Annotated in this window: 29 protein-coding genes; 12 read left to right on the plus strand and 17 right to left on the minus strand. The window is 72.7% G+C overall.

All coding sequences use genetic code 11. The features are described 5' to 3' along the window. Nucleotides 1-306 precede the first annotated feature (306 nt). Nucleotides 307-1245 (plus strand): dTDP-glucose 4,6-dehydratase, encoded by a 939-nt coding sequence (gene rfbB / locus ABD832_RS12775; RefSeq protein WP_344893168.1) that lies wholly within the window; start codon nucleotides 307-309, stop codon nucleotides 1243-1245. 129 nt (nucleotides 1246-1374) lie between these two features. Here rfbB and ABD832_RS12780 read toward each other — a convergent pair whose 3' ends face one another. The 4 genes from ABD832_RS12780 to ABD832_RS12795 form a co-directional block, all read right to left on the minus strand. Beyond that, a complete protein-coding gene (locus tag ABD832_RS12780; protein ID WP_344893171.1) occupies nucleotides 1375-2055 on the minus strand; it encodes a response regulator in 681 nt (226 codons plus the stop codon). After that, entirely contained in the window at nucleotides 2052-3176 is a 1125-nt protein-coding gene (locus ABD832_RS12785; RefSeq protein WP_344893174.1) for a sensor histidine kinase, read from the minus strand. The genes ABD832_RS12780 and ABD832_RS12785 overlap by 4 nt, the downstream gene beginning before the upstream one ends. A gap of 14 nt (nucleotides 3177-3190) precedes the next feature. Next, on the minus strand, nucleotides 3191-4123 hold the full coding sequence (locus ABD832_RS12790; protein ID WP_344893177.1) for a DUF4429 domain-containing protein: 933 nt from the start codon (nucleotides 4121-4123) through the stop codon (nucleotides 3191-3193). A 240-nt stretch (nucleotides 4124-4363) separates the two neighbouring features. After that, the gene (locus ABD832_RS12795; protein WP_344893180.1) at nucleotides 4364-4594 is read right to left on the minus strand and encodes a hypothetical protein; all 231 of its coding nucleotides are present in this window, start codon (nucleotides 4592-4594) and stop codon (nucleotides 4364-4366) included. A 228-nt stretch (nucleotides 4595-4822) separates the two neighbouring features. On the opposite strand from ABD832_RS12795, the gene ABD832_RS12800 reads away from it, so the two are divergent. Continuing rightward, nucleotides 4823-5419 carry a dTDP-4-dehydrorhamnose 3,5-epimerase family protein gene (locus ABD832_RS12800; RefSeq protein WP_344893183.1) on the plus strand — a complete coding sequence of 199 codons (597 nt, stop codon included), beginning with the start codon at nucleotides 4823-4825 and terminating at the stop codon, nucleotides 5417-5419. A 13-nt stretch (nucleotides 5420-5432) separates the two neighbouring features. Here ABD832_RS12800 and rfbD read toward each other — a convergent pair whose 3' ends face one another. Further along, nucleotides 5433-6299, minus strand: a complete 867-nt coding sequence (gene rfbD, locus ABD832_RS12805; protein ID WP_344893187.1) for a dTDP-4-dehydrorhamnose reductase — start codon at nucleotides 6297-6299, stop codon at nucleotides 5433-5435. A 310-nt stretch (nucleotides 6300-6609) separates the two neighbouring features. Here rfbD and ABD832_RS12810 point away from each other — a divergent pair, with 310 nt between their 5' ends. Continuing rightward, nucleotides 6610-7206, plus strand: coding sequence for an ArsR/SmtB family transcription factor (locus ABD832_RS12810; protein ID WP_344893190.1), 597 nt, complete (start codon nucleotides 6610-6612; stop codon nucleotides 7204-7206). A gap of 213 nt (nucleotides 7207-7419) precedes the next feature. Here the strand turns inward: ABD832_RS12810 and ABD832_RS12815 are convergent, their stop codons facing one another. After that, nucleotides 7420-8508, minus strand: coding sequence for a hypothetical protein (locus ABD832_RS12815; protein ID WP_344893193.1), 1089 nt, complete (start codon nucleotides 8506-8508; stop codon nucleotides 7420-7422). Further along, complete coding sequence (locus ABD832_RS12820) at nucleotides 8508-9683, minus strand: NlpC/P60 family protein (RefSeq protein WP_344893196.1); 1176 nt, start codon at nucleotides 9681-9683, stop codon at nucleotides 8508-8510. The genes ABD832_RS12815 and ABD832_RS12820 overlap by 1 nt, the downstream gene beginning before the upstream one ends. A 217-nt stretch (nucleotides 9684-9900) precedes the next feature. Here ABD832_RS12820 and ABD832_RS12825 point away from each other — a divergent pair, with 217 nt between their 5' ends. Continuing rightward, nucleotides 9901-11151: a helix-turn-helix domain-containing protein gene (locus ABD832_RS12825; RefSeq protein ID WP_344893199.1), complete on the plus strand. Its 1251-nt coding sequence runs from the start codon at nucleotides 9901-9903 to the stop codon at nucleotides 11149-11151. A gap of 59 nt (nucleotides 11152-11210) precedes the next feature. On the opposite strand, the gene ABD832_RS12830 is transcribed toward ABD832_RS12825, so the two are convergent. Then, nucleotides 11211-11747: an NUDIX hydrolase family protein gene (locus ABD832_RS12830; protein WP_344893202.1), complete on the minus strand. Its 537-nt coding sequence runs from the start codon at nucleotides 11745-11747 to the stop codon at nucleotides 11211-11213. Between the two features lie 108 nt (nucleotides 11748-11855). Then, nucleotides 11856-12359 carry a TipAS antibiotic-recognition domain-containing protein gene (locus ABD832_RS12835; protein ID WP_344893205.1) on the minus strand — a complete coding sequence of 168 codons (504 nt, stop codon included), beginning with the start codon at nucleotides 12357-12359 and terminating at the stop codon, nucleotides 11856-11858. A gap of 430 nt (nucleotides 12360-12789) precedes the next feature. Between ABD832_RS12835 and ABD832_RS12840 the strand changes: the two genes are divergently transcribed. Genes ABD832_RS12840 through ABD832_RS12865 form a run of 6 tightly spaced genes read left to right on the plus strand, consistent with a single transcriptional unit; the run spans nucleotide 12790 to nucleotide 18297 of the window. Further along, complete coding sequence (locus tag ABD832_RS12840; protein WP_344893208.1) at nucleotides 12790-13809, plus strand: ABC transporter substrate-binding protein; 1020 nt, start codon at nucleotides 12790-12792, stop codon at nucleotides 13807-13809. After that, nucleotides 13806-14726 (plus strand): ABC transporter ATP-binding protein, encoded by a 921-nt coding sequence (locus tag ABD832_RS12845; protein ID WP_344893211.1) that lies wholly within the window; start codon nucleotides 13806-13808, stop codon nucleotides 14724-14726. Before ABD832_RS12840 ends, ABD832_RS12845 begins: the two co-directional genes overlap by 4 nt. Further along, on the plus strand, nucleotides 14719-15840 hold the full coding sequence (locus ABD832_RS12850; RefSeq protein ID WP_344893214.1) for an ABC transporter permease: 1122 nt from the start codon (nucleotides 14719-14721) through the stop codon (nucleotides 15838-15840). Before ABD832_RS12845 ends, ABD832_RS12850 begins: the two co-directional genes overlap by 8 nt. Beyond that, complete coding sequence (locus tag ABD832_RS12855) at nucleotides 15837-17186, plus strand: LLM class flavin-dependent oxidoreductase (RefSeq protein WP_344893217.1); 1350 nt, start codon at nucleotides 15837-15839, stop codon at nucleotides 17184-17186. Before ABD832_RS12850 ends, ABD832_RS12855 begins: the two co-directional genes overlap by 4 nt. Then, on the plus strand, nucleotides 17183-17719 hold the full coding sequence (locus ABD832_RS12860; protein ID WP_344893220.1) for an NADPH-dependent FMN reductase: 537 nt from the start codon (nucleotides 17183-17185) through the stop codon (nucleotides 17717-17719). Before ABD832_RS12855 ends, ABD832_RS12860 begins: the two co-directional genes overlap by 4 nt. Beyond that, nucleotides 17716-18297 carry a flavin reductase family protein gene (locus tag ABD832_RS12865; protein ID WP_344893223.1) on the plus strand — a complete coding sequence of 194 codons (582 nt, stop codon included), beginning with the start codon at nucleotides 17716-17718 and terminating at the stop codon, nucleotides 18295-18297. Before ABD832_RS12860 ends, ABD832_RS12865 begins: the two co-directional genes overlap by 4 nt. Nucleotides 18298-18395: 98 nt before the next feature. On the opposite strand, the gene ABD832_RS12870 is transcribed toward ABD832_RS12865, so the two are convergent. Next, nucleotides 18396-19604, minus strand: a complete 1209-nt coding sequence (locus tag ABD832_RS12870) for a WD40/YVTN/BNR-like repeat-containing protein (RefSeq protein ID WP_344893226.1) — start codon at nucleotides 19602-19604, stop codon at nucleotides 18396-18398. 129 nt (nucleotides 19605-19733) lie between these two features. Between ABD832_RS12870 and ABD832_RS12875 the strand changes: the two genes are divergently transcribed. Both ABD832_RS12875 and ABD832_RS12880 read left to right on the plus strand, forming a co-directional pair. After that, nucleotides 19734-20180 (plus strand): MarR family winged helix-turn-helix transcriptional regulator, encoded by a 447-nt coding sequence (locus ABD832_RS12875; RefSeq protein WP_344893229.1) that lies wholly within the window; start codon nucleotides 19734-19736, stop codon nucleotides 20178-20180. A 37-nt stretch (nucleotides 20181-20217) separates the two neighbouring features. Beyond that, a complete protein-coding gene (locus ABD832_RS12880; protein ID WP_344893232.1) occupies nucleotides 20218-21477 on the plus strand; it encodes an epoxide hydrolase family protein in 1260 nt (419 codons plus the stop codon). A gap of 173 nt (nucleotides 21478-21650) precedes the next feature. On the opposite strand, the gene ABD832_RS12885 is transcribed toward ABD832_RS12880, so the two are convergent. The 7 genes from ABD832_RS12885 to ABD832_RS12915 form a co-directional block, all read right to left on the minus strand. Further along, on the minus strand, nucleotides 21651-22196 hold the full coding sequence (locus ABD832_RS12885) for a DUF1707 SHOCT-like domain-containing protein (protein WP_344893235.1): 546 nt from the start codon (nucleotides 22194-22196) through the stop codon (nucleotides 21651-21653). Further along, complete coding sequence (locus ABD832_RS12890) at nucleotides 22193-22996, minus strand: ABC transporter permease (protein ID WP_344893238.1); 804 nt, start codon at nucleotides 22994-22996, stop codon at nucleotides 22193-22195. The genes ABD832_RS12885 and ABD832_RS12890 overlap by 4 nt, the downstream gene beginning before the upstream one ends. Next, nucleotides 22993-23958 carry an ATP-binding cassette domain-containing protein gene (locus ABD832_RS12895; protein WP_344893241.1) on the minus strand — a complete coding sequence of 322 codons (966 nt, stop codon included), beginning with the start codon at nucleotides 23956-23958 and terminating at the stop codon, nucleotides 22993-22995. The genes ABD832_RS12890 and ABD832_RS12895 overlap by 4 nt, the downstream gene beginning before the upstream one ends. Nucleotides 23959-24007: 49 nt before the next feature. Continuing rightward, nucleotides 24008-24856: a DUF4097 family beta strand repeat-containing protein gene (locus ABD832_RS12900; RefSeq protein ID WP_344893244.1), complete on the minus strand. Its 849-nt coding sequence runs from the start codon at nucleotides 24854-24856 to the stop codon at nucleotides 24008-24010. A gap of 104 nt (nucleotides 24857-24960) precedes the next feature. After that, nucleotides 24961-25527, minus strand: coding sequence for a hypothetical protein (locus ABD832_RS12905; protein WP_344893247.1), 567 nt, complete (start codon nucleotides 25525-25527; stop codon nucleotides 24961-24963). A gap of 208 nt (nucleotides 25528-25735) precedes the next feature. Next, entirely contained in the window at nucleotides 25736-26284 is a 549-nt protein-coding gene (locus tag ABD832_RS12910) for a hypothetical protein (protein WP_344893250.1), read from the minus strand. 99 nt (nucleotides 26285-26383) lie between these two features. Continuing rightward, nucleotides 26384-26902: a hypothetical protein gene (locus ABD832_RS12915; protein ID WP_344893253.1), complete on the minus strand. Its 519-nt coding sequence runs from the start codon at nucleotides 26900-26902 to the stop codon at nucleotides 26384-26386. Nucleotides 26903-26976: the final 74 nt, after the last annotated feature.

Raw genomic sequence — 26976 nt, forward strand, 5'->3', positions numbered from 1 at the left:
CCCGGCGTGCGGACCGGCAGGCGGGCCGGGGGCCGGGAGGCCGGGAGGCCGGGAGGCCGGGAGGCCGGGACAAGTTTTACGGCGCCCTGGCCCCCGCGGTACGGCGCTTGCCCCGGCCGGGGGTAGGGGGAGGACGTCGCGTCGGAACGATCCGCGACCGGTCGTCCTTCCCGGCCGCCACCGGCCGGAACCGTACCGCGCCCGGTACCGGCCGGTGGCGGGAGGCCGGTGGGCGGGCAGCGGACGGCGCGTGCCAGGTCCGGTCCCCGGCCGTGGCCGGTCCCCAGCGAAAGGCGCAGCCCGTCCATGAGAGTCCTCGTCACCGGCGGCGCCGGGTTCATCGGCTCGCACTTCGTCCGCACCCTCGGCCAGGCCCGCGTCACGGTGCTCGACCGGCTCACCTACGCCGGTGACCGGGCCAACCTGGAGGGTGTGCCGCACGACTTCGTGCACGGGGACGTCTGCGACGCCGAGCTGCTCGGCCGGGTGGTGCCCGGCCACGACGTCGTGGTCAACTTCGCGGCCGAGTCGCACGTCGACCGGTCGATCGAGGGGGCGGCGGAATTCGTCCGCACCAACGTGCTGGGCACCCAGACGCTGATGCAGGCCTGCCTGGAGGCGGGCACGCCCAGGATCGTGCAGGTCTCCACCGACGAGGTGTACGGGTCCATCGAGACCGGCTCGTGGGACGAGGACGCCCCGCTCCGCCCGCGCTCGCCGTACGCGGCCTCCAAGGCGGGGGGTGACCTGATCGCCCGTGCCTACGCGGTCACGCACGGGCTGCCGGTGTCGATCACCCGGTGCGGCAACAACTACGGGCCGTACCAGTTCCCCGAGAAGGTCGTCCCGCTCTTCGTCACCAACCTGCTCCAGGGGCGCAGGGTCCCGCTGTACGGCGACGGTGGCAACGTCCGCGACTGGATCCACGTCGACGACCACTGCCGCGGCATCCGCCTGGTCGCCGAACGCGGCGAGCCCGGGGAGGTCTACCACATCGCCGGGACGGCCGAGCTGACCAACCTGGAGCTCACCGAGAGGCTGCTGGAGGCGCTGGGTGCGGGATGGGACATGGTCGAGCGGGTCGCCGACCGCAAGGGCCACGACCGCCGCTACTCGCTCGACGACTCCAGGCTGCGCGCACTCGGCTACCGGCCGCGGACCGCCTTCACCGACGGCCTGGCCGAGACCGTCCGCTGGTACGCCGACAACCCCTCCTGGTGGAAGGGCAAGCGGCAGACCGGCTGAGCGGCCGGGGACCCCACCCGGCCTCCGCGCGGCCGGGACCCCACCCGGCCGGACGCGCGGGACGGGCCCCGGTCACGAGGGTCGAGTCCCGGTCACAGGTCGGGCCCCGGTCGTGGAAACGGGCCCCGCTCACAAGGGGTCGAGCAGGCGCGCGTCGTGGACGAGCAATGCGATCTGCACCCGGTTGTTGAGGTCGAGCTTGGTCAGGATGCTGGACACGTGCGTCTTCACCGTGGCCAGGGTGAGGTGCAGCAGGACGCCGATCTCCGCGTTGGACATGCCTCGGCCGACCGCGAGCGCCACCTCGCGCTCCCGGTCCGCCAGCCGGGCCAGCCGCTCCCTGGCACGGGCGCGGCGCTCGTCGCCGTCGGCGTCGGCGACCCGGGCGATGAGGCGCCGCGTCACCGAGGGGGAGAGCACCGGGTTGCCCAGGGCGACCTGGCGCACCGCGGCCACGATCTCGGCGGGCGGGGTGTCCTTGAGCAGGTAACCGGCGGCCCCGGCGCGCAGCGCGCGCAGGACGTGGTCGTCGGCGTCGAAGGTGGTCATCACGATGACCTCCGGCCCGCCGGGACCCGCCCGGAGCGCCTTGGTCGCGGCCAGGCCGTCCATCACGGGCATCCGGATGTCCATCAGGACGACGTCGGGGCCGTGCAGGCCCGCGAGGGAGATCGCCTCCCTGCCGTCTCCCGCCTGGGCGACGACCCGCAGGTCCGGGGCGCCGCCCAGCATCATCGCCAGCCCGGCCCGTACCAGGGGGTCGTCGTCGGCGATGAGCACGGTGACCTGCGGCGGTGGTGGAGAGGTCATGCCGGCCAGGGTAACCAGGCCGACAGCCTCCAGCCACCTTCGGCGGTGGGGCCGTGCTCCAGCCGCCCCCCGGCCAGGTCGACCCGCTCGGCCAGGCCGACCAGCCCGCGTCCCGGGCTCCCGCCGCCCGGGGCCGCCGGCACCCCGGAGGCGGAGTTGCGCACCTCGACCGTGAGCCACTCGCCGGGCCTCCCGGCCGTGCGCACCGACACCTCGGCCCCCCGGGCGTGCTTGCGGGCGTTGGTCAGGGCCTCCTGGACGATCCGGTACGCCGTCCCGCCCGCCCGCGCGGGGACGGGCCCGGTGACCTGCCGGCTCAGGTGCACCCGCATCCCGGCCCGACGGGACTCGGCGACGAGCTCCTCGATGTCGTCCAGGGACGGCTGCAGCAGCTCACCGGCCGGGGCCCGCAGGACGCCGATGACCTCCCGCAGGTCCTGGAGCGCCTGGTGGGCGCTCTGCCTGATCACGCCGGCGGCGCGGGCGATGTCCTCGGCCGGGGCGTCCGGGTTGAACTCCAGGGCGCCGGCGTGCACGCTCAGCAGGGAGAGCCGGTGCCCGAGGACGTCGTGGATCTCCCTGGCGATCGTCTCGCGGACGCGCTGCTGCACCTCGGCCTCGGCCCTGGCGGCGCTCTCCCGCAGGGAGACGAGCAGCCGGCGCCGGTGCTGCACGAACAGGCCCCAGCCGGTGGCGGCGCTCTGGGCCACGAAGCCTATGGTGAACAGCACCACGCCCGGGGTGCCGGGCATGCTCCGGGTCATGACGAAGATCACGCTGGTGACCATGCTCAGCGCGAAGACGAGCGCCGTGGTCCGTGTCGACCGGTGCACCGCCACCGTGAACAGGGCCACCAGCATCGCGCCCGCGACCAGCTCGAAGAAGGTCGACAGGACGACGAGGACGAGAAGCAGGCCGACCGGCCACCGCCGGCGCGCCCAGAGCGCGACGCAGCTCAGCACGCCGACCAGCTGGTCGAGCCGGAAGGCCCAGAGCGGTATGTCCAGCGGAGGCGCGGCCAGGCGGTCGGAGAGCGTCAGCGCCCCGACGGCCGCCGCGGCCAGGAACAGGCCGATGTCCACGAGCCAGTCGCGGACGCTGCGCCGGGAGGCGGACGGCACGGGCCCCTCCCCGCTCAGGTCTCTTCGAGACGGCGCAGCAGTGACCGCTTGGCCGAGGTGAACTCCTCGTCGGTGAGCACCCCCGAGCGGTGCAGCTCGCCGAGCTCACCCAGGCGGCGCACCACCGCGTCGTGCTCGTCGAGTCCGGTCGCGGGCCGCGCCGGGACCCGCTCGTCCTGGGGCCCGTCCTGGGGCCCGTCCGGGGGACGCCGGTCGTCCGGCGCCGCGGGGAGCGCGACCCGGTTCCCGGCGTGGCGCGGCAGCCTGGCCAGCACCGCGGCGGCGACCAGGACGCTCGCCCCGCCGTACCGTTGCAGGCCCCAGGACAGGCAGTGGACGTCGTTCTCCGGTGACCTGGCCGGAACGGCCTGCCGGAGCCGGAACCGGAGGCGTCCGTACCCCACCCCGCTCTGCGGGGCCCACTCCACGCCCTCCAGATCGCTCACCAGGAACGTCTGCGAACCCGCCGTCTGCTTGACCGACGTGGCGAACAGGGTCCAGTCGAGGCGGATCCGCTCGCCGTCGAAGCTCACCGTGCCGTCGCCCGCCGAGGCCGACACCGGCACGGCGGGGCCGGGGAGCAGGAACTCCTCGCACGGGCCGCCCGGCACCCCCTCCAGCGCCAGTGCCGAACGCACCTCGTCGACCAGGTACTCGGCGGCCCAGACCCGATCCTTGGGAACGGCCAGCCGGTAGGGGTCTGCGGAACCCGAGAGCCGCCCGGCGACCACGTCGCTCAGCGGATCGGCGCCCGGCCGCAGCCGGAGCTGGAGGTCGCCGCCCTTGCGCGAGGGCTCGAACGAGACACCGGCGATCGCCACCAGGGGGACCGTCATCTCACCGAGGGTCCTGCGCAGCTCGTGCGTGTCACCGCCCCCTCCCGGCACGATCCGGAGGGTCTCGTTGTCGAACGTCCACGAACCGCTCGGGACGAAGATTTCGGCCATGCCGTCACCCTAGGACATCGCGGTACACGGCGACCGTTCCGGGGAGGCCGCCGGGCGTATGCGCCGTTCGGTATCGCCCTCTTTCCCGCCCTCCGGTCGTGATTTCCGTTCTTTTCTTCCGGAGACATCGGCACGTCGTTCTTTTCCGGCCTTCCGGAAAGGCCCCTGGCAATGACGGCCGTCCGTTCACGGAACCGGCGGCCCCGGTACGGAGGACACCGGGCCCGGAGGAGGTTCGCCCTACGATGACGGAGCCCTTTCGGCGGCGATCATCATAATGAGGCCGAGCGCGGCCAGGATCAGATTCGCGTAGATCTCGCGGCCTTCGAGGAAGGCGACGTTTTCGACGACGAAGCGGTTGAAGAAGTTGAGCACCACGCCGAAGAAGGGCTGGCCGACGAGATGGTCGATGGTCCCGCTCACCCCCTGGAGGGTGAGGACCAGGCCGACGAACTGGATGGATTTCCGCACGTTCCGAGGTTAGGGGCGTTCGTCGCCCGGGGAATCGGTCGTTGGAATTATCGGCTCCGACCAAGGTGGCCGTCCGGGACGGATTCTCCGACCAAAGTAGGAGTCGCTCCGACTTCGGTCTGCCGGGACGTCGTCCGGGTTACCGTATAGCGGCGGCGGGTCGCGACGGGAAAAGCCGTGGCGCCTTCCTGATGGCGCGGCCGTACACATGGAGCAGGAGAAGCCCGAATGAAACCGATGGAGATCGAAGGCGCGTGGATCGACGCTCCGAGAATGCACGCCGACGATCGAGGTGGTCTTCATGAATGGTTTCGCGAGGGGGATTTCCGCACCGCCACCGGCAGGGACCTGCGGCTCTCCCAGGCGAACTGTTCCGTCTCGCGGCGCGGCACCCTGCGCGGCATCCACCTCGCCGACGTCCCGCCGGGCCAGGGGAAGTACGTCAAGTGCGTGCGGGGGGCGGTGCTGGACGTGGTCGTGGACGTCCGCGTCGGCTCGCCGGGGTTCGGCCGCTGGGAGCTGGTGCGGCTGGACGACGAGGACCACCGCGGGGTGTTCCTGTCCGAGGGGCTGGGGCACGGCCTGCTGGCGCTGACCGACGACGCGACCGTGATCTACATCTGCTCGGAGGGCTACAACCCGGCCAGGGAACACGGCGTGCACCCGCTCGACCCCGAGCTGGGCATCGCCTGGCCCGCCGGTGTCGAACCGCTCCTGTCGCCCAAGGACGCCGCGGCGCCCACCCTCGCCGAGGCACGCGACCGCGGCATGCTCCCCTCGTACGAGGAGTGCCTGGCCTTCTACGCGTCGAGGTCGTACCCGTAGCCCGGCGGGCGGGTCACCGCCGGACGAGACGGCTCGACGGGTCCCGCTGGGCCGCGCGGAGCGCGTCCCGCCAGGGACGGAGCGGTTCCAGGCCCAGTTCCGGGGACCGCGTGTCGTCCAGGACGCTGAAGGCGGGCCGTTCGACCGGGCTGCCGAAGGCCGCCGACGTCGTCGGGCGGACCCGGTCCGGATCGGCGCCGGCCAGCCGGAAGATCTCCCGGGCGAACTCGAACCAGGTGGTGTCGCCGGAGTTGGTGGCGTGGAACGTGCCGGTCGCCGAGCCCAGGTCGCCGATCGTGACCAGCCGGTCGGCGAGGTCGGCCGCCCAGGTCGGCTGCCCGCGCTGGTCGTCGACCACGTCGACGGTCTCCCGCTCGGCCATGAGTCGGAGCATGGTGCGCACGAAGTTCGATCCGTGGGCGCCGTACAGCCAGGCCGTCCGGACGATCGCCGCGGAGGGCAGCAGGCCGAGCACGGCCTCCTCCCCGGCCAGCTTGGTCCGCCCGTAGGCGGTCCGCGAGCCCGCCGGGTGGTCCTCGCGGTAGGGAACGGTGGCGTCGCCCGGGAAGACGTAGTCGGTGGAGATGTGGACCAGCCGGGCGCCGTGCAGGGCACAGGCCGCGGCGAGGAACCGTGGCCCGTCGGCGTTGACCCGGTGCGCCTCCGGCTCGTGATCCTCGGCCGCGTCCACGGCCGTCCACGCGGCGCAGTTGACCACGACCTTCGGGGCCAGCGCGCGGAAGGCGGCGTCGATCCGGTCCGGACGGCAGATGTCGAGGTCACGGTGGCCCAGCGCGGCCACGTCGTGTCCTCGCTCGCGCGCCCGCGCGGCGACCTCGTGCCCCAGCATGCCGTTCGCTCCGGTGACGAGCCAGACCATGACGTCCCCTTCGAGCGGCGGCTGTGCGGACCCCCGGGGGCAGCGTATCCGCGGGTGGGGCCACAGGTGAGGTCGCGGGATTGTTCAACGGCCGAATCCCCGGCTCCGGTCCGGACGCCACCCGGCCCGGGGTCGTCGAGGACCGGGACGCAGACCGGGACGCCGGGAACCGGGACGGAGAGCGGGACGACGGGAACCGGAGCGAGGGGAACCGGGCCGAGGGAGACCCGGCCCGGGAGGACAGGCCCGGGAAGCACCGGCAAATAAGGCTGCGTTGACAATTAATTTTGTCGGAAGATAGTCTTCGGTCATGCAGGAGATCGCCGTGATCGAGGACCCGGCCGCCGCCGAGGTCTCGCTGGATCCCATCCGGGCCCGGCTGCTGGCCGAGCTGAGCGAGCCCGGCTCCGCGACCATGCTGGCCGCCAGGGTCGGCCTGCCCCGCCAGAAGGTCAACTACCACCTGAAGACGCTGGAGGCGCACGGGCTCGTCGAGATGATCGAGGAGCGGCGCAAGGGAAACGTCAACGAGCGCATCATGCGCGCGACCGCGGCCTCGTACGTGATCTCACCGGCCGCGCTGGCGTCGGTCGAGCCCGATCCGGCCCGCTCCCCCGACCAGCTCTCGGCGAGCTGGCTGCTGGCCGTCGCGGCCCGGCTGGTCCGCGACGTCGGGGCGCTCATCGGCGGTGCCGCCCGGGCGCGCAAACGCGTCGCCACCTTCGCGATCGACGGGGAGGTGCGTTTCGCCTCGGCCGCCGACCGGGCCGCGTTCGCCAGGGAGCTCGCCGGGACCGTCACGGCCCTCGTGGCCAAGTACCACGACGAGTCCGCCGAGGGCGGCCGTGACCACCGGATCGTCGTCGCCGTCCACCCGAGCGTGACGTCGCCGTCCACCCGAGCGTGACGTCGCCGTCCACCCGGGCGTGACGGAGCCTCGATCACCCGGACGTGGAGCCTCGATCACCCACCCGTTCGGGACGAGCGGGCCGGATGGGACGCCCGAACGGCCGCCCGGCCCGGCGCCAGCGTCGAGCGGGCCGGGGGCCGGCGACCGCGTGGCGCCTCCGCACAACGGACGAGAGCCCGGTCACGGAGGTGACCGGGCTCTCGCGGGGGATCAGCGGATGGTCAGGGGGCGGTGGGTGGTGAAACCGGTCCCCGCCGACAGGCCGTCGGTCAGGCGACGGTGGTCGGTGCCGTAGTCCCGGCGCTGCTGGTACGCCCAGTAGGAGGTGCGCCTGGCGTCGGCCCACCGATCGAAGATGATCACCCGTCGGGCGGTGGCCGGGCCGGTGGCCCTGATGATCAGGTCACCGGAGCGCAGCTCCGCGACCGGGATCGGCCTGCTGTGGCGGGCGGAGGACAACCCGCGCGAGTCGGGCCCGGGGGCCGCGAGCCGCAGCGCCATGGAGGCGTAGCCGGAGCCGTCGGTCCGGTAGCCGCCGTGCAGCCCGGTCTGGCTGTACGGCACCCGCTGCGCGGTTCCCGGGTTCCAGGTCTTCGCGCGGGCGACGACCTCGGCCCGTGTCACACCGCTCGCCGGCCAGAGCGCCGAGACGATCATCTGCCCGTCCGCCGCCTGCGGCTGGTAGCGCTCCGGGTACTTCGACACCTGGACACGCTGGCAGACGTCACCCACCACGGCCGTCCGCCATGAGCCGTCGGGGTACTTGCGGAGCATCTTGTCGAGGAAGGCGCCGGTCGACCAGACCACGTCCAGCCGCTGCGCGGCGGTTCCCCACGAGGCCCGCTGCTGGAACACGCCCAGGCTGTCATGGTCGACCTCCCGGTTGATGTTCCGCACGCCCGTCTCGATGACGGCCGTGGTGATCGCGATCACCGCTGCCTCCCGGGGAAGCCCGCGGGCGCGGACCGCCCCGACCACCGCCCGGGCGCAGGAGACGCGGTAGCCGTCCATGTAGCCCCGCATCTTCATGGTCAGCCGGGTGTTGAGCACCCCGGCCAGTGCCGTGTCGTCCGCCGTCACCCCGGCCGGATCGCACGGCGAGGTGGGCAGGGGGGCGGCGGAGACCGCCGCCTCCGCGGGAGCGCCGAGCACGGCGGGCAGGGGCGTGGCGGAGGCGGCCGCCTCCGCGGGTGTGCCGGAGGCGGTCACCACCGTGGCCGCCACGGCCGCCGCCAGCAGGATCGCCCCCGCGATCCCGGCAGGTGCGGGCGGGGCGGCGTGGGGTCGTGACCGGGGCACTAGCGGATCCTCAGCGAACGGTAGGCCTTGAACTGGGTGCCGGCGGTCAGGCCGTGCTTGACCACGCGGTAGTCCGTGCCGTAGCCGGTGCGCTGCTGGTAGGCCCAGTAGGAGGTCTTCTTGGCGTCGGCCCACTTGTCGAAGATGACCACCGCGCGGGCGGTGGTGCCGCCCACCGGGTCGATGACCAGGTCACCCTGGAGCAGCGCGGTCATCGCGATGGGACGGGTGTAGGTGCTCTTGGCCAGGGCGACCGTGTTGGGGCCGGGCTTGGCCAGGCCGAGCGTCATGGAGACGTAGCCGGAGCCGTCGGCCCGGTAGCCGCCCTGCAGCTTGGTCTGGCTGTAGGGCACGCGCTGCGCGGTGGCGGGCTTCCAGCTCTTGGCCCGGGTGATCACCTGGGCGCGGGTGACCGTGGCGGGGGGCTTGGGCGCGTCCTCACGGATCTTGTTCGCCCGGTAGGCCTTGTACTGGCTTCCCGACGACAGGCCGTAGGTGCGCGTCCGGTAGTCCGTGCCGTAGCCGCCGCGCTGCTCGTAGGCCCAGTAGGAGGTCTTCTTGGTGTTGGCCCACTTGTCGAAGATGACCACGTGGCGGGTGGTGTTGGTGCCGATGGCGTCGATGACCAGGTCGCCCCTGCGCAGCTGGGACATGGTGATGCGCTTGGTGTGGGTGCTCTTGGCGAGCCCGACGGTGTTCGGGCCGGGCTTGCCGAGGCCGAGCGCCATGGAGACGTAGCCGGAGCAGTCGGTACGGTAGCCGCCGCGCGTCTTGCTCTGGCTGTAGGGCACGCGCTTGGAGGTACCGGGGTTCCAGGTCTTGGCCCGGGCGATCATCTGCGAGCGGGTGATGGTGGCGGCGGCGAACGTGGTCGCCTCTTCCTCCTCCGTCGTCACGTCGGGCTCGCCGTACTCGTCCGCCGGGGTGCCGGGCGGGGGCTTCTCGGTCTCGTCGTCGGGGTCCGGCGCCGTGGTCGTGGGCGTGGGCGTCGGGGTCGGGGTCGGAGTCGGCGTGGGGGTCGGGGCGGGGGTGGTCGCCGCGACGGCCGGCTGCTCGGCGAGGGCGAGGGGCGCCGCCTGTGCGGACGTCGCCGTCACCAGACCGCCTCCGCAGACCACCGCGGTTGCCAGCGCCAGATAGCCCGCTGTGATCCAGGAGTTTCGGGTCGAGGACATGTGCTCTCCTTGTTCCTGCCGTTGATCGTTCGGTCGGACGAGGACACACGTTGGCAGGAAATTCCTGAAACACATCGTGAAATTGATGAAGTCGGGACAATAGCTACTAATGGGACCGACGTGACCTGCAATGACTCAGACCGCTGAGACAAGGTTGGGACGAATCACCGTGGTGAATGGAACCGGGAACACGAGCCGGAACCGGCGGCAGCGACCGTTGTCGGACGATCTGCCTGAGCCGACCCGTGTTCTTCTGCAGGAGCTGAGAGCTCTGAGGGAACGGGCGGGGCTGGATCTGCGAGCGCTGGAACAGGCGACGCACGCGAGCCGGTCGACCTGGGGGCGGTGGCTCTCGGGAGAGACGTGGATCCCCCTGGACGCCGTGGAGGGACTCGCCCGGCTCTGCCGGGAGGACGAGAGAAGGTTCCGGAGGCTGTGGGAGGCGGCCGAACGGGACCGGCGGGCTGCCGACCTCCCCGACACGGGGCAACGGATACGCGAGACCGCCGGGGACGAGCCCGGCGCGTCCGTGCCGGGGCCCGGGACGACCGTGCCCGAGTGGGGCGCGCCCGTACCGGAGGCCGAGGCGGTGCCCCTGTCCAGGACCGGGCCCGTGCCCGGATCCGCGTCCGACCCCGGGGCCGGGGCCGGGGTGACCGTGCCCGTTCACGGGGGGAGCGTGCCGGACCTCGGCGTGACCCTGGTGGAGCGCGGCCCGGTCGTGCCGGGGCCCGGGACGCCCGTCCCCGGGTACGGCGCGCCCCCGCCGGACGCCGGGGTGACGGTCCGGGATCTCGACGTGACCGAGCCGGGGCTGGGCATGGCCGTGTCACGGCCGCCGTCGGGCCGCTCGCGACGGCGGTTCCTGATCGGGACGGCGGTGGGCCTGTCCCTGGGCATGGCCGCCGGGGTCGCGATCGGAGGGTCGGTCCTGATGAACCGGAAGGACGAGGACCCCGAGCCGCCGGGCGCGGCCACCGGCCAGGCCACGGTGACCACCGCGGGCAGGGCCGCGGCCATCGACCGGGAGACGGTGATCGAGCGGGCCGAGAGCTGGCGTCCGGGCACCGCGCAGCGCGTGCCCTACAGCCAGCTCAAGAAGCACGACGGATACCGGACCGACGGCTCGGGATACGTCTCCATGGCGCTCGGGCTCCGAAAACCCGGCCCGAACACGATCAGCCTGGCCTCACCGGGCCTGAGCCGCCGCATCAAGATGTCCGAGCTGATGCGCGGGGACCTGGTGATCGACCCGGTGGGCGGCAACACCGCCCGCGCGGTGGTCATCTTCGACAGGTGGGCCGACTCCGGGCACACCTCGTACTGGGCGTACCAGCAGCGCGCCCAGTACGGCACCGACCACCGCGTCGTCCGGCACGGGCTGGTGCCGGGTGACGACTTCCGCGCCTACCGTCCGGTCAACCTCCGCGACGGCGCCACCGGCCAGGACACCGCCGCGCCGGAGTGACCGGCCGGGTGAGGACGGGGGCCGCGCCGGAGCGACCCGGCCCGGTCCCCGGACGCCGGTCAGAACAGGCAGCCGACGTGGGCGAGGGCCTGCTTCAGCAGGACGCCCTGGCCGCCGGTCATCTCCTGCTGCACCATCGGCGAGGAGGCCTCCCGCGGCGTGAACCAGACGAGGTCGAGGGCGTCCTGACGGGGACGGCAGTCACCCGTGACCGGCACGACGTAGGCCATGGACACGGCGTGCTGCCGGGGGTCGTGGTAGGGCGTGACCCCGGGGGAGGGGAAGTACTCGGCGATGGTGAACGGCTGCGGGGAGGCGGGGACCTGCGGCAGCGCGGTCGGGCCGAGGTCCTTCTCCAGGTGGCGCATGAGCGCGTCCCGGACGCGTTCGTGCAGGAGAACGCGCCCCGAGACCAGCGCGCGGCTGACCGCGCCGTCGCCCCCGATGCGCAGGAGCAGGCCGACGTGCGTGACCACCCCCGCCTCGTCGAGGCGTACCGGTACGGCGTCGACGTAGAGGATCGGCATCCGCTCGCGGGCCGATTCCAGCTCCTCGGGGGAGAGCCAGCCGGGCGTGGTTTCGGTCATTTCGGTCATTGGCCGATCGTACTTCGCGACCAGGCCCGGGGGTGCGATCCTCGCTGCGGTGTTCCGCGACGGGCTCGGACTCCTCGCCCTGCCCGCCCGCCGGACCCTCCCCGCCGGTCACCCGGAGGGGTCCGGCGCCCCTGCGGTCCCTGCGGTCCCGGAGGCGCGGGCGGCGCGGGCGGCGTTCGCCCTGATCGCCGTCCGCAGCCACTCCGCCGCACCCGGCCGGGTGTTCGTCTCGACGCCCGCGCGGAAACGCGGGTCGTCGACGTACAGGTCGCTCTTGCGTACGTGGAACTCGTGCGTCATGTCGTAGAACCAGCGGGCGATGTGTCGCCGTTGCGCCTCGGCCACGTCCATCGCCGCCTCGCCCGACGGGTCCTCACCGGCGTCCATCAGCTCGCGGATCCGCGCCTCGATCGCCGCGTTGTCGCGGTTGATCCGCTCCCACTGCTCCCTGCCGTAGGCCGCGACGCGCTTCGCCGACTGCTCGTACGCGGTGGAGTCCCCCCACCGCTGCTGCACCTCGTCGAGGTACTCCTCCTCGCGGCCGGCGAACTCGCCCCACACCTCGCGCTTCTCCTCGGGGGTGAGCGGGGATCGGATTCTTCTGTCGTTCATGGCGTCGACCGTAGGGACTGACGTCACGTGAGGGTCAAGCGGTTCCGGCACGGGCACGGCGGCCCTGTCCCGCCGTGCCATGCGCGGCTCGCCGGGGAAGGTGGCCGACATATTTCATGTAAAGCGAGTAGGAAATGTTGACTTCTGTCCCTCCGGATCGTAGGTTCGGGACATGAGCAATGGGCTTCACCTGACCCGCCGCCCGCACGTGGACTTCTGTCACGTCGCCAGCGCGCAGTGTCGTTGATCACGGATCACTGACGATCGCCCTGCCGGTGAGGGATGCGGCCTGCCGCCGCCTTCCCGACCCTCACCCCTCGCGTGGCCGACGGTGCCCACGCCTCCCCCATGTCCCGTCCCGTCCCACCGGCATGTCCCGCCGCGCCACGGCGCCGCGCGAGCATGCCCTTCCTCTCCGAGGACAACCTCCGTGATCAGAACCAGACACGCCCTCCTGCCCGTACTGCTGGCCCTGTCCCTGACCGCCTGCGGCTCCGCCGCCGGATCGTCCCGTACGGGGGCCTCCGAGGTCACCGAGCTGCGCTACCAGGGCAGCGTCGGCGCCGTCACCTTCCCCGAGCTCGCCCAGGCGCTGGGCTACCTCGGCGACGTCAGGCTCAAGTGGGTCGGCAACACCATCTCCGGTCCCCAGGACATCCAGTCGGCCGCCACCGGCCAGACCGACTTCGGCGGCGCGTTCAACGGCGCGATCGTCAAGCTCAAGGCGGCCGGGGCCCCGATCAAGGCCGTGGTCGGCTACTACGGCAGCGACGAGGGCAGCTACATCGGCTACTTCGTCGCCGACGGATCACCGATCAAGGGCCCGCGGGACCTGATCGGCAAGAAGATCGGCGTCAACACCCTCGGTGCCCACCTGGAGGCCGTGCTCAAGGAGTACCTCAAGCGCGGCGGCCTGACGCCGCAGGAGATCGAGAAGGTCGAGCTGGTGGTCGTGCCGCCGGTCAACACCGAGCAGGCGCTGCGCCAGGGGCAGATCGACGTGGCCGCGCTCTCGGGCATCCTGCGCGACAAGGCCCTGGAGCGCGGCGGCATCAAGCCCCTGTTCAAGGACATCGACCTGTTCGGCTCCTTCACGGCGGGCAGCGTCGTGCTCACCGAGAAGTTCATCGAGCAGAACCCGAAGACCACCGCCACGTTCGTCGGCGCCTTCGCCAAGGCCGTCGAGTGGACGCAGACCCACTCCCGCGAGGAGGTGGTCGCCAAGTACAAGGAGATCATCGCCGCACGCGGGCGGAACGAGGACGCCAAGACCGTCGAGTTCTGGAAGAGCAGCGGGATCAGCGGCAAGGGCGGCGTGATCGCCGACAAGGAGTTCACCACCTGGGTCGACTGGCTGGAGCGCGAGGGCGAGATCAAGCCCGGCCAGGTGAAGGTGTCCGACCTCTACACCAACGAGTTCAACCCCTTCGCGAAGGGGAGCGCGTCATGAGCCCGCGCGTCGCGGAGGACAGGACCGCCGGCAGGATCGCCGGGGACGTCGGCGGGAACGACGGCCGGGGCGTCGCCGGCCGGGAGGCTTCCGAGGCGGGACGCGGGGACCCCGCCGCCCGGCCGGTGAAGATCGGGATCCGGGACGTGGACAAGGTCTTCCGGATCAGGGGATCCAGCCGGCCGTTCACCGCCGTCCAGGGCGTCGACCTGGACGTGCGCGAGGGCGAGTTCCTCACCCTGGTCGGCCCGAGCGGCTGCGGCAAGTCCACCCTGCTGGACCTCATCGCGGGCCTCACCGCGCCGACCGGCGGCGAGATCCTCATCGACGGCAAGGTCGTGAACGGCCCCGGCCTGGACCGCGGTGTCGTCTTCCAGCAGTACGCGCTGTTCCCCTGGCGCACCGCCCTGGGCAACATCGAGTTCGGCCTGGAGGCCAAGGCCGTGCCGAGGAAGGAGCGGCGCGAGCGGGCACTGCACTACCTGGACCTGGTCGGGCTGGGCGGGTTCGAGCACCGCTACCCGCACGAGCTGTCGGGCGGCATGCGCCAGCGCGTCGCGATCGCCCGCAGCCTGGCCTTCGACCCGGACGTGCTGCTGATGGACGAGCCGTTCGCCGCGCTGGACGCGCAGACCCGCGAGTCCCTCCAGGAGGAGCTGCTGCGCATCTGGGAGAAGACGATGAAGACGGTGGTGTTCATCACCCACGGCATCGACGAGGCCGTCTACCTCGGACAGCGGGTCGCGGTGATGACGTCCCGGCCCGGCCGGATCAAGCGGATCGTCGACATCGCCTTCGACTCGCGCGAGGGCGACCTGCGCGCCGACCCCGTCTTCGGGGAGTACCGCCATCACGTCTGGACGCTGCTGCGCGACGAGGTCGCCACGGCTCAGGAACAGGAGCGGACCGTTGGCTGACGCGCTCACCACATCCGAGGTCCCCAGGACCGCCACCGCATCCGAGGTCCCCACCGGGACCGCGACCGCGACCGCGACCGCGACCACGACCGGGGCCGGGACCGGGACCGGTGCCCCCGCGCGGTCGGCCTCCGCGGACCGGCCGGGGACCGTCACCGCCGACCGGCCGGGCGCCGTCACCGCGGACCGGCAGGGAATCGTCACTGCTGACCCGGCCGGGACCGGCCCGGCGAGCGCCCCGCCGGTCCTCCCCGCGACGCAGAACGACGGGGAGCAGGTCAAGGGGGACGTGCCCACCGCCGAGGACCGGGCCACGAACTTCTTCAGGGTCACCGGAGCCGCGCGGACGTCCGCGGTCTCGTGGCTGGGACTGCTGCTGCGCAGGACGTCGGCCATCGCACTGCTGGCCGGGATCTGGGAGGTGCTGCCCCGGATCGGGGTGGTGGACGCGGTGTTCGTGCCGCCGCTCTCGCAGGTGCTCGTCGCCTGGTACGACCTGCTCGCCTCCGGGCAGCTCGTCGACCACTTCCAGGCGTCGCTGATCCGTTCCGTCTCGGGCTTCGGCCTGGCGATCCTGGCCGCCGTCCCGCTCGGCCTGGCCATCGGCCGCTACCGGCCGGTCGCCGACTTCCTCAGCCCGGTGCTGGAGCTGTTCCGCAACACCTCGGCCGTGGCCCTGCTCCCGGTCTTCATCCTGGTCCTCGGCCTGGGCGAGCCCTCGAAGATCATCTTCGTGTTCTACGCCTGCTCCTGGCCGATCCTGCTCAACACCGTCAGCGGGGTCAGGACCGTGGAACCGCTGCTGATCAAGTCCGCCCGGTCCATGGGGCTCAGCCCGCTGCGGCTGTTCCAGAAGGTGATCCTCCCGGCGTCCGTGCCGACCATCTTCACCGGCATCCGGCTGGCCGGGGCCACCTCCATCCTGGTGCTGCTGTTCGCCGAGATGGTCGGCGCCAAGGCCGGCCTGGGCTACCTCGTCCAGGACTCGCAGTTCAGTTTCCGTATCCCCGACATGTACGCCGGGATCATCACGATCTCCGCGCTGGGCCTGCTGTTCAACCTGCTCCTGCTCGCTGTGGAGCGCCGCTTCTCGACGTGGAGGACCACCTCATGACCACCCGCAGGCTGCACCTGAACGCCTTCCTGATGGGCGTCGGCCACCACGAGGCCGCCTGGCGCCACCCGCGCACCGAACCCGCCCGGCTCAACGACGTCCGGCACTACCAGCAGCTGGCCCGCGTCGCCGAGCGCGGCCGTCTCGACTCGGTCTTCCTGGCCGACGGCCTGGCCCTGCACGGCGACGTCCGCCACAACGCGCTCGGCGGCCTGGAACCCCTCACCCTGCTGTCCGCGCTCGCCGCGGTCACCGACCACATCGGCCTGATCGCGACCGTCTCCACCACGTACAACGAGCCGTTCCACGTCGCCCGCAAGTTCGCCTCCCTGGACCACATCAGCGGCGGCCGGGCCGGATGGAACATCGTCACCTCGGCCGGTGAGGCCGAGGCGCGCAACTTCGGCATCGAACGTCCCGCGCACGCCGACCGCTACGCCCGCGCCGACGAGTTCCTCGACGTGGTCACCAAGCTCTGGGACAGCTGGCAGGACGACGCGATCGTCCGCGACCGCGACGGCGGCGTCTACGCGGACACGACCAGGATCCACCCGATCGAGCACGCCGGGGAGCGGTTCGCCGTCCGCGGCCCGCTCAACACCTCCCGCCCGCCGCAGGGACACCCGCTGCTGGTGCAGGCCGGCTCCTCCGAGGCCGGCAAGGAGTTCGCCGCCCGGCACGCCGAGGCGGTCTTCACCGCACAGCAGACCCTGGCCGAGGGCCGGGAGTTCTACACCGACCTCAAGAGCCGCCTGGCCCGGTACGGCAGGAGTCACGACGAGCTGCTCATCCTGCCCGGCATCTCCCCGATCATCGGTTCCACCGAGGCGGAGGCGCACCGGCTGGAGAGGGAGCTGCAGGATCTCATCACCCCCGCCTACGGCCTGGCCCAGCTCTCCGTCCTGACGGGCATCGAGCTGACGCACGACGCGCTGGACCGGCCGCTGCCCGACGTCTCCGTCGAGACCGAGGGGGCGCAGAGCCGCCGCAAGCTCGTCGTGGACCTGGCCCGCAGGGAGAACCTCACCGTCCGGGAGCTCCTCGGGCGCCTGGCGGGCGGGCGCGGGCACCGGGTCGTGGCCGGGACCCCCGAGCAGATCGCCGACCAGATCGAGGAGTGGTTCACCGCGGGCGCGGCCGACGGCTTCAACATCATGCCGCCGATCCTGCCCGGCGGCCTGGAGGACTTCGTCGACCACGTCGTCCCCGAACTGCAGCTGCGGGGCCTGTTCCGTACCGAGTACGAGGGCCGTACGCTGCGCGAGAACTACGGCCTGCCGCGTCCGGCCTCCCGCTACGCGCCGTCCGCGGTCGCCGCGCGGCCCGAGGCGGTGGTGGCGTCATGAGCTCCGTCGTGACGCTGGTCGGCAACCCCCGCGAGGGGTCCCGGACGCGGACCGTGGCCGTGGCCGCGGCCGAGACGCTCGGACGGCGCATCGGGTACGACGACCCGCCCGAGGTCGTGGACCTGGCGGTGCTCGCGCCGCACCTGCTGGCACCGGCCCCTTCCCCGCAGGTGGAGGTGGCGCTGGAGCTGGTCAAGGGGGCCGGTGTGCTCGTGGTGGCCAGCCCCACGTACAAGGCCACCTACACCGGGCTGCTCAAGGTGTTCCTCGACCGGCTGCCCGGGGGCGCGCTGGCCGGGACCGTGGCACTGCCGCTGCTGGTCATGGGCGATCCCCGGCACGCCCTGGCCGTCGAGATCCATCTGCGGCCCGTGCTGGTCGAACTGGGCGCGCTCGTGCCCACCCCGGGCCTGGCACTGGCCGAGGCCGAGATCCCCGCCCTCGACGACCGCCTCGGCCCCTGGGCCGACCGGGTCGCCCCCCAGGTGACGGCGGCGCTCGGGGAGACGCTCAGACAGGGAGCGCAAGCATGACGGACACCATCACCGAAGCCCCGCGGACGGCCACGCCCGGTCCGGCGGAGAACGTCACCACCCCGCACCCGGTCCCGTCCGATCCGCCCGTTCTGGGCGTGGACGGCGACACCTTCCGGCTGGCCCTGGGGGCGCACGCCGCGGGCGTCGTCGTGATCACCGCGCAGACCGAGGGCGTGCCCGCCGGGCTGACCGCGACCTCGTTCTCGTCGGTGAGCCTGGACCCGCCGCTGGTCTCCTTCTACGTCGACCGGCACTCCACCACCTGGCCCCTGCTGCGCGCGGCCGACCACTTCGCGGTCAACATCCTGAACGGTGACCAGGCGGAACTGGCCTCGCGGTTCGCCCGCAAGGGCATCGACCGCTTCGCCGAACCCACCCGGTGGCGCCCCGGGCCGCTGGGGGCGCCGCTGCTGCGGGACGTCTCGGCGCACCTGATCTGCCTGCCCCACCAGACCGTCGAGGTGGGCGACCACCTCCTGGTGGTGGGACTGGTCGCCGAGGCGGTCGCGAACGGTCCGGACCGCCCGCTGCTGTACCACCGGGGCCGCTTCGGCCGGTTCAGCGGCCACGCCTGACCCGGCGTCCGGCGGGCCCCGCCGGTCCGGCCCCGTACCGCGGACCGGGCCGGTGGGGACGGCGGGGCCGGTGGGGACGGCGGGGGAGCGGGGCGGGATCAGCCCAGCCGCAGGCGGGCCACCCTGCCCTGCTCTCCCGACGCCCAGCAGCCCGCGCGCAGCGTGCACGAGACGGTGTCGAACGAGCCCGTGTCGAAGGTCGTCCACGTCCGTCCCGAGGTGAGCGTCACGTCGCTGCCGGACGGGCCCACCGCGACGGCCGCGAACGGCGGGAACGGAAGCCAGGTCACCCCCGACCGGTAGGCGGGGGGCGCCGAGGCGGCCGGCCGCCAGGTCCGCCCGCCGTCCCGGGTCAGCGCCGCGGCCATCGGGGACTGCTGGTCGGGCCGGTAGTCGCCGCCCACCGCGATCCCGTGGCGGGGACCGCGGAAGGCGAGGGCGAAGACGCCGCGGGCGGGGTCGGCGGCCGGGATCGGGGTGTCGCTCACCGTCCAGGTCAGGCCGCGGTCGCGGGAGTGGAACACCCGGGAGCGGTCGGCGCCGCCGGTGGCGAGCCAGACGTCGCGTTCCCCGGAGGTGGTCAGGCACTGGCCGCTCGCGGCGAACCCGGCCTCGCCCGGCAGCGCCGCGGGCATCCCGTCGGAGGGCAGCACGCGCCAGCTCCGGCCGCCGTCGCCGGTGGACAGGATGCGGAACCTCCCGTCCACCGGGTCGCTCATCGCCAGCCCGTGCTCGCGGTCGAAGAAGGCCATGCAGTCGTAGAAGGCGCGGGGCTCGTCGTTGCGGAACGTCTCCGCCCAGGTCCGTCCGGCGTCGTCGGTGCGGTAGACGCGGGAGTCGGCGCCCTCGCCGATGGACAGCACCACCGCCTCACGCGGGCCGAGGGCCTCGACGTCGCGGAACTGCAGGGCCTCGGTGCCGGGCGGGCCGACGTCCGACCAGCTCCGCCCGCCGTCGGCGGTGCGCAGGACCGTGCCCTCGCTGCCCGAGGCCCAGACGACGTCACGGCTGACGGGGGACAGGCCGCGCAGGCGGGAGGTCACGCCGGTCTGCTTCACGTCCCAGCCGAGCCGCGGAAACGCCGAGGCGCCGGTCTCCCCGCCGACCCCCGCGCCGACCCCCGCACCAGCTTCCGCCCCGGCCCCGGCCCCAGCTTCCGCCCCGGCCCCGGCCCCGGTGCCGGTCCTCGCGCCGGTCTCCGCGACGGCGGGCAGGGTCGCGGCGGCCGTGCAGAGCACCGAGGACACCGACACCGCCGAGAGTGCCGACAGAACCGACAACGAGCGCATGAACGATCTAAGCCTCATGTCGGGAAAAGTAACTCACGATGGTCAAGACGTCCACAGGTACGGGTGAGGCCGCACGGCACTCCCGGCCCGTCCGCGTATCACCATCTCACATAAGCAACTTATATAAATCGGTGATACATTCGGCCCATGACACCGCGGAGACGGCAGGAGCTCGACGCCGACGACCTCGCCACCGTGCTGGAGGAGTTCATCCGGAGCTTCATCCGGCTCCCCTCGGCGGAGAGGCACACCTTCACCACGCTGTCGGTCCTGCACACGCTGACCCACCGGGGCCCGATGCGGCTGACCGCGCTGACGACGACCGAGCAGATCACCCAGCCCGCCGTCACCCAGCTCGTCGACCGGCTGGAACGCGACGGGCTGGTGGAGCGCCGTCCCGACCCCGACGACCGCCGCGCGGTGCTCGTGCAGGTCACCCCGGCCGGTGCGCGGATCGTCCACACCCGGCGCCGGGACCGCGTCGACCGGCTCGCGCGGCTGGCCGAGACCCTGACCCCCGAGGAACGGCACGCCATCGGCGCCGCCCTGCCCGCGCTGGCACGGATGGCCGCGCTCATGGACGACGAGCGCTGACCCGGGCCGGTCCCCTCGCGACCTCGAAAGGAACCCCATGACGGCCACGGCACGCCCTCCCCTGCACCCCACGCCCGTTCACGTCCCCGACGCCGTGCTGGACGACCTCAGAACGCGGCTGCGCCTCACGCGATGGCCCGAGTGGCCCGACGGGGCGGGCGGTCACGGCGGGGCGGGCGATCACGACGGGAGCTACGGCGTCGACCGCGCCTACCTGCGGGACCTCGCCGACCACTGGCTCTACCGCTACGACTGGCGCCAGGCCGAGGCCGCGATCAACGCCTACGAGCACTACCGGGTGGACGTCCAGGGCGTCCCGGTCCACTTCATGCGCAGGCCAGGGGCCGGGCCCGACCCCGTACCGCTGATCCTCACGCACGGCTGGCCGTGGACGTTCTGGCACTGGTCGAAGGTCGTCGACCCCCTCGCCGACCCGGCGGCCTTCGGCGGCGACCCGGCCGACGCGTTCGACGTCATCGTCCCCTCGCTGCCCGGCTTCGGCTTCTCCACCCCGCTGCGGGACCACCACGACATGAACTTCTGGAAGGTGGCCGACCTCTGGCACACCCTGATGACCGACGTCCTCGGCCACCGGAGGTACGCCGCCGCGGGGTGCGACATCGGCGCCCTGGTCACCGGCCAGCTCGGCCACCGGTACGCCGACGCGCTGCACGCCGTGCACATCGGCTCCGGCCAGAAGCTCACCATGTTCAACGGCGACCGGGCCTGGGACCTCAGCGGCGGGCGGCCGATCCCCGACGACCTGCCCGAGCCCGCGCGTCGCCGGCTCGTCTCCCTGGAGCGGCGCTTCGCCGTCCACCTGGCCGCCCAGGTCCTCGACCCCGACACCCTCGCCTACGGGCTCACCGACTCACCGGTCGGCCTGCTCGCCTGGCTCCTGGAGCGCTGGGACCGCTGGAGCGACAACCGCGGCGACGTGGAGAACGTCTTCTCCAAGGACGACCTGCTCACCCACGCCATGATCTTCTGGGTGAACAACGCCGCCGGCACCTCGATGCGCTACTACGCCAACGCCAACCGCTACCCCTGGACCCCCTCCCACGACCGGTGGCCGGTCGTCGAGGCCCCCACGGGCATCACCTTCGTCGGCCACGAGAACCCGCCGGGCGTCACCACCGCCGAGCAGCGGATCCAGAGCTGGCTCTCCGGTGACCGCGCCGCCTGGTACCACCACGTCAACCTCACCGCCCACGAGGACGGCGGCCACTTCATCCCCTGGGAGATCCCCGGCGCCTGGGTCGACGACCTGCGCCGCACCTTCCGCGGCCGGCGCTGAGCCCTCCCCGGCTCCGGGACGGGCCGGGTCCCGGTTCCCCGCCCGGGCGGGGAACCGGGACCACGGGTGACGGACGCGCACGGGCCGGGGCCGGGGATGACGGACGCGCACGGGGCCGGGACCACGGGTGACGGACGCGTCCGGTCGGGACCGGGGATGACGGACGCGTCCGGTCAGGACCACGGGCGCGGGTACCGGACGCGTACGCTGCCGTAGGCCAGCTCGCCGGTGACCTGGACGTGCGGCCTGCCGGGGTGCGCACGCGCCGGCACCTTGCACGTCACGCCGCCCCACTCGGTCGCCACCCCGTCCACGTCCGCGGTCGCGCCGGGCGGCAGGACGATCGTGGCCGAGCCGTACGCGAGCCGGAGGTCGATCTCGATCCGCGGGTGGTCGACGACGGCCTGGGACAGGTCGAGCACCACGCCCCCGTACTCCGACTCGACCCGCAGCCGCCGGGGGACCCGCCACTCGCCCGTCCGCTTGATGCGCCCGCCCGTGGACCTCAGCTGGACCACGTCCTCCACGACGGGGTCGGGCAGACCGGCGGTCACCGGCATCAGGTCACCGCCGGAGATGGCGGTGAGGGCCCGTTCGAGGCGCTCGTCCAGCTCCTCGGGGCTCAGCCGCCCCTCGGCGAACGCGTGCTGGAGCCGCTGGACGATCCTGTCGCGGTCCTCGTCGGACAGGCGCGGACCGTCGTTCCCCGGAGTCGTCACTGGCTGACCGCCCTCTTGTAGAGCCGCGTGGCCAGCGGGACGAACACGATCAGCAGCAGCGCCGACCAGAGCAGCGACGCCGGGACGGCGTGCCGGAGCGGCCACGCGTCGGGGACCGGGAGGCCGGGGCCGGTGTTGCCGAAGAGCTCGCGCGCCGCCTGGACGATCGTGGAGACGGGGTTCCACTCGGCGATCACCTTCAGCGGCCCGGGCAGCCGCGCGCTGTCGACGAAGGCGTTGGAGAGGAAGACCAGCGGCATCGACACGACGGTGGCGATGTTGTTGAACGTCTCGGGGGTGCGCAGGGCCAGCGCGACCGTCGCCGTCACCCAGGAGAACGCGTAGGAGAACAGCAGCAGCATCGCGAAGCCCAGGACGGCCTCCTGCGGTGAGGAGTGGATCCGCCATCCGACGACCAGTCCCATCACCGACATCGCGACGATGCTGCTCACGTTCATCAGCACGTCGGAGACGGTCTGGCCGATCAGCACCGCCGACGGCGCCATGGGCAGCGTGCGGAACCTGTCGAAGATGCCCTTCTGCAGGTCGTGGGTCAGGGTGTACCCGGTGATCTGCGCGCTCGTGACGATCGTCTGCACGAAGATCCCGGGGATCATGTACTCCTGGTAGGACATACCCGGTATGTCGATCATGCTGCCGAAGACGTAGGCGAACAGCAGCACGAACACGATCGGGAGGGTGATCACGCCCCCGAGCAGGTCGGGAGCGCGTTTGATCTTGAGGGCGTTGCGCTTGGTGATCGTCATTCCGTCGGCGATCGCCACCTGCAGGACGTTCATCGGCCGTGCTCCTTCGCGTTCTTCGTCGTCTCGTGCCCGGTGAGGGTCAGGAACACGTCGTCGAGGGTCGGCCGCCGCAGGCCGGCGTCCTTCACGGCGACCCGCTCGGTGGCCAGCCTGGTCAGGGCGTCGGCGAGCGACGCGGCGCCGTGGGCCACCGGGACGATCACCTGGAGCGTGGCGGCGTCGACCTGTGTCTCTCCCACGGCCAGGGGCGCCAGCGTCCGCCGGGCGTTCTCCAGGTCCTCCGGGCACGTCACGGTCAGCGCGATCCGGTCGCCGCCGACCCGGTCCTTGAGCTCGTCGGGCGTGCCGAGCGCGATGACGCGGCCGTGGTCGATCACCGCGAGCCGGTCGGCCAGCCGGTCGGCCTCCTCCATGTACTGGGTGGTGAGCAGCAGCGTCGTGCCGGCGGCGACGAGCTCGGACAGGACGTCCCACAGCGCCGCGCGGGCCCGGGGGTCCAGGCCGGTGGTGGGCTCGTCGAGGAACAGCACCGGCGGGTCGGCGACCAGGGCCCCGGCGAGGTCGAGCCGCCGTCGCATGCCACCGGAGTAGCCCTGTACGGGACGGTCCGCGGCCCCGGCCAGGTCGAAGCGCTCCAGCAGCTCGCGTGCGCGCTCCCTGCTGCGCCCGGTGCCCAGGTGGTAGAGCCGTCCCACCATCTCCAGGTTCTCGGCGCCGGTGAGGTGGTCGTCGACGGCGGCGTACTGCCCGGAGACCCCGATGTGGGAGCGCAGCCGCTGGGCGTCGCGGACGACGTCGAACCCCGCGACCGTGGCACGGCCGGCGTCCGGCCTCAGCAGCGTGGTCAGGATCCGTACCGTGGTGGTCTTGCCGGCGCCGTTCGGCCCGAGCAGCCCGAACACCGTGCCTTCGGGGACGGACAGGTCCAGCCGGTCGAGGGCGACCACGTCGCCGTACTTCTTGACGAGGCCTTCGGCCGTTATCGCGGGGGGCATGGCTTCTCCTGTGTCGGAAGTCGGTGGGCCGGGTGACCCGATGGGGAGGTCAGCCGGGGGTACGGCGGATCACGATGTCGCCGTTGGAGGTGCGGGCGCGCAGCTGGGCGGTCTCGTCGCCCCGCCGGGGCCCGTCGCTGGGGTCCAGCAGGACGTTCACGGTGCCGTGGTCGGTCCTCGCGTCCAGCAGGACGGCGGTGCCCTCGCGGATGCCGGCCTCGATCTCGCCGGAGGTGGTCTCCAGGACGATCGGGCCGCGCGTGACCCCGCCGACCCGGACGTTGCCGGTCGCGGTCCTGGCGTCGACGCCCGCCAGCGCGCGGTCGACGGTGATGTCCCCGTACGCCGTCTTCAGCCGCAGGTCGCCGGTGACCTCGCCGAGGGTGATGGAGCCGTTGGCGGTCCTGATCACCGCCGCGCCGTCGATCTCGTGGATCCGGATCTCGCCGTTGGCCGTGGTGACGTCGGTGTGCCCGGCCGACCGGATCACCGTGACGTCGCCGTTGGCGGTGTTCAGCCGCAGCCTGCCCGTGCGGTCGAGCCAGATGTCGCCGTCGGCCGTCTCGAACCGGGAGTCCCCGAGGCGGCCCTCGCAGTGGAAGTCCCCGGTCGTCTTCGCGTCGACGCGGGAGCCCTCAGGAAGCTCGACCGTCACCTCGACCGAACCGCCCCACCGGAACCACGAGCGGAGCGTGGGGGCGGGCGCCTTCACCAGCAGCCGGCCCCGGGAGTACTCCACCCGGATCTGTTCGGCGCCCTGCGCGTCGGCGTCGTCGAGACCGTCCTTCGGGCGTATCTCCACGACCGTGTCGGTGCGGTCGCCGGCGTGGATCCGGACGTCGGCGGTCATGAGCTCGATGACGGCGTGGATCGGTTCCGGGGTGTCGAAAGTCGGCATGGCGGTGCCCTCACGGTGAACGGTGGTGGGTGTCCCGGCGGCGGGGACGGGCGATGAGCGGGGACGGGCCGGCGTGGACGGGCCGGCGGGGTGCGCGGATCGCGTCAGCGTACCCAGCCGGTGTAGTGCCGGCCGGTTCCCGGATCGTCGGCCTGGCCGGAGCGGCGGCCCGCGTCACCGGGTTCGAGCGCCGCGGACACGGCGCGGACGAGCCAGGCGTTGATCGAGAGCCCCTCCCGCCCGGCCGCCCGCTCGATGCGCGGCTTGAGGTGGTCGGGGACGCGGAGCGAGATCCGGGACGTGCCGCCCTCGTCGCTCTCGGCCGGTTCCTCCGGGACGGGTGCCCGGACGCCCATCGCGACCTCCACCGCACCGGCCAGCGCGCTCCTGAGGCTGCCCGCGCGCGGCTCCTCCGGAGCCCGGTCGGCCGCAGGGGGGGTCACGAGGAAGTCGAGATCGCGCCCGCGCAGCCGTACGTCGACCGAGCCCGGCGCGAGGTCGCGGGTGATCTCTCCCGCGGCGGCCGACAGGGCCTCCAGCAGCGCGAGCCGGACGGACGATTCGAGCGGTGCGACGAGGCGCTCGGCGAGCGCGCGGGCGTCCGGGCCGCCCGCCTCCGCGGCGACCGCCAGATCGCGGCGGAGGGTGTCGACATAGGGTGTGAGGTCCATGACGCCACTATGGCGCCATCGTGACGTCATTTCAAGCCGTGGACGATTTTTTCTGGCGTCACACCGGTCGTCGCCCTTCTCGCCGGAGTGCGTTTCTCCGCGCGAGGGCATGTCGTGCCGCGTTCACCTCGGGAAACGCGGCCCCGGAGTGCGAGGCGCGGTGACGTCACGATGGCGTCACGTGTGTCACCGAAGGGACGCGCACCGGTCAGCGGAAGTACGCGCCGGCCTCGGGGGTCGCCAGCAGGACGATGACCAGGAGCGAGCCCGCGGTCGTGAGCGCGAAGCGCGCCAGGACGAGGGGGCGCAGCCAGGAGGGGAATCCGGTGTTCGCGGCGGCGATCACGGCTCGCGCGTCGACGTCCCGGGCGGCGGGGTCGCCGGACCTGGCGAGCGCGGCCTCGGTGTAGCGGACGGCGAACACCTGTCCGGCGGTGACGGAGCCGACGGCGAGCAGGACGAGCGGTTCGACGATCCACGACAGGACGCGGCCGGTCCCGTTCGCGGTGAGGTTGAGCCAGGCCGGGATCGCCAGGCACGCGGCGATGCCCAGGGCGAGCGCGAACTCCCAGGGCTTCTCCTCGAACCTGATCCCGTGCCGGGCGAGCAGTGCGGCCGGGTGTCCCTGCCCGGTCAGCTCCGCCTCGGCCGCCCGCTGGGCCCTGCCCCCGGTGATCCCGGCGGTGACCGGGATGACGACGAAGGTCGCGGCGAGCAGGAACTGCAGCGTGACGGCGATGGCGACGGAGGGCGGCACGGCGGGTCTCCAGGGGGATGGGCCGCACCGGTGACGGTGCGGCGGGAGCGACAAGGACGACAGGGGCGACAGGGGCGGCGGGAGCGGGTCGCTCGCCCGTCAGGCGGCGAACACCGCGACCAGCACGAGGATCGAGGCGCCGAACGCCACCACGTGCCGCACCTTCTGCAGGGTCCACGTCCAGGCCGGGAAACCGTCCTTGGCCGCCTTGAGCAGGGCGGGGACGTCGATACGGGCGAGCATCGGGTCGCCCTTGCGCCGGAAGGCGGCCTGTACCGACCGGGTGGCCGTCACCTGGCTGTACAGGATGAGGCAGCTCCCGGCCAGGACGATCGACTGGAGGATCACGTTCAGGAGAGGGGCGTGGCCGCTCCCGGCCAGGTTGAGCACGGCCAGCGCCGTCATCACCGCGGCGACCGTCGCCGGGACCGCCGTCTCGTGGCCGCCGGCGTCGAACCTCATCCCGTGCTCGGCCAGGACGGTGGGCCGTACCCCCTGGCGCTCCAGTTCCGCCTGCGCGCCGGCCGTCGCGGTGGCCCCGTAGCGGTGGCGCACCAGCGGGATGCTCAGGAAGGCCGCGGCGACGAGCAGCTGCATGACGGCGATGAAAGCGTTCACGGGAGGTCTCCTTCGGCGGGGCGCCCGGTGGCGCCGCAATCGACTTGCACTAAGTTCAAGGAGAACGTAACCCA

Source organism: Streptosporangium longisporum, assembly GCF_039534895.1.
In the GTDB taxonomy this organism is placed as follows: Bacteria; Actinomycetota; Actinomycetes; order Streptosporangiales; family Streptosporangiaceae; genus Streptosporangium; species Streptosporangium longisporum.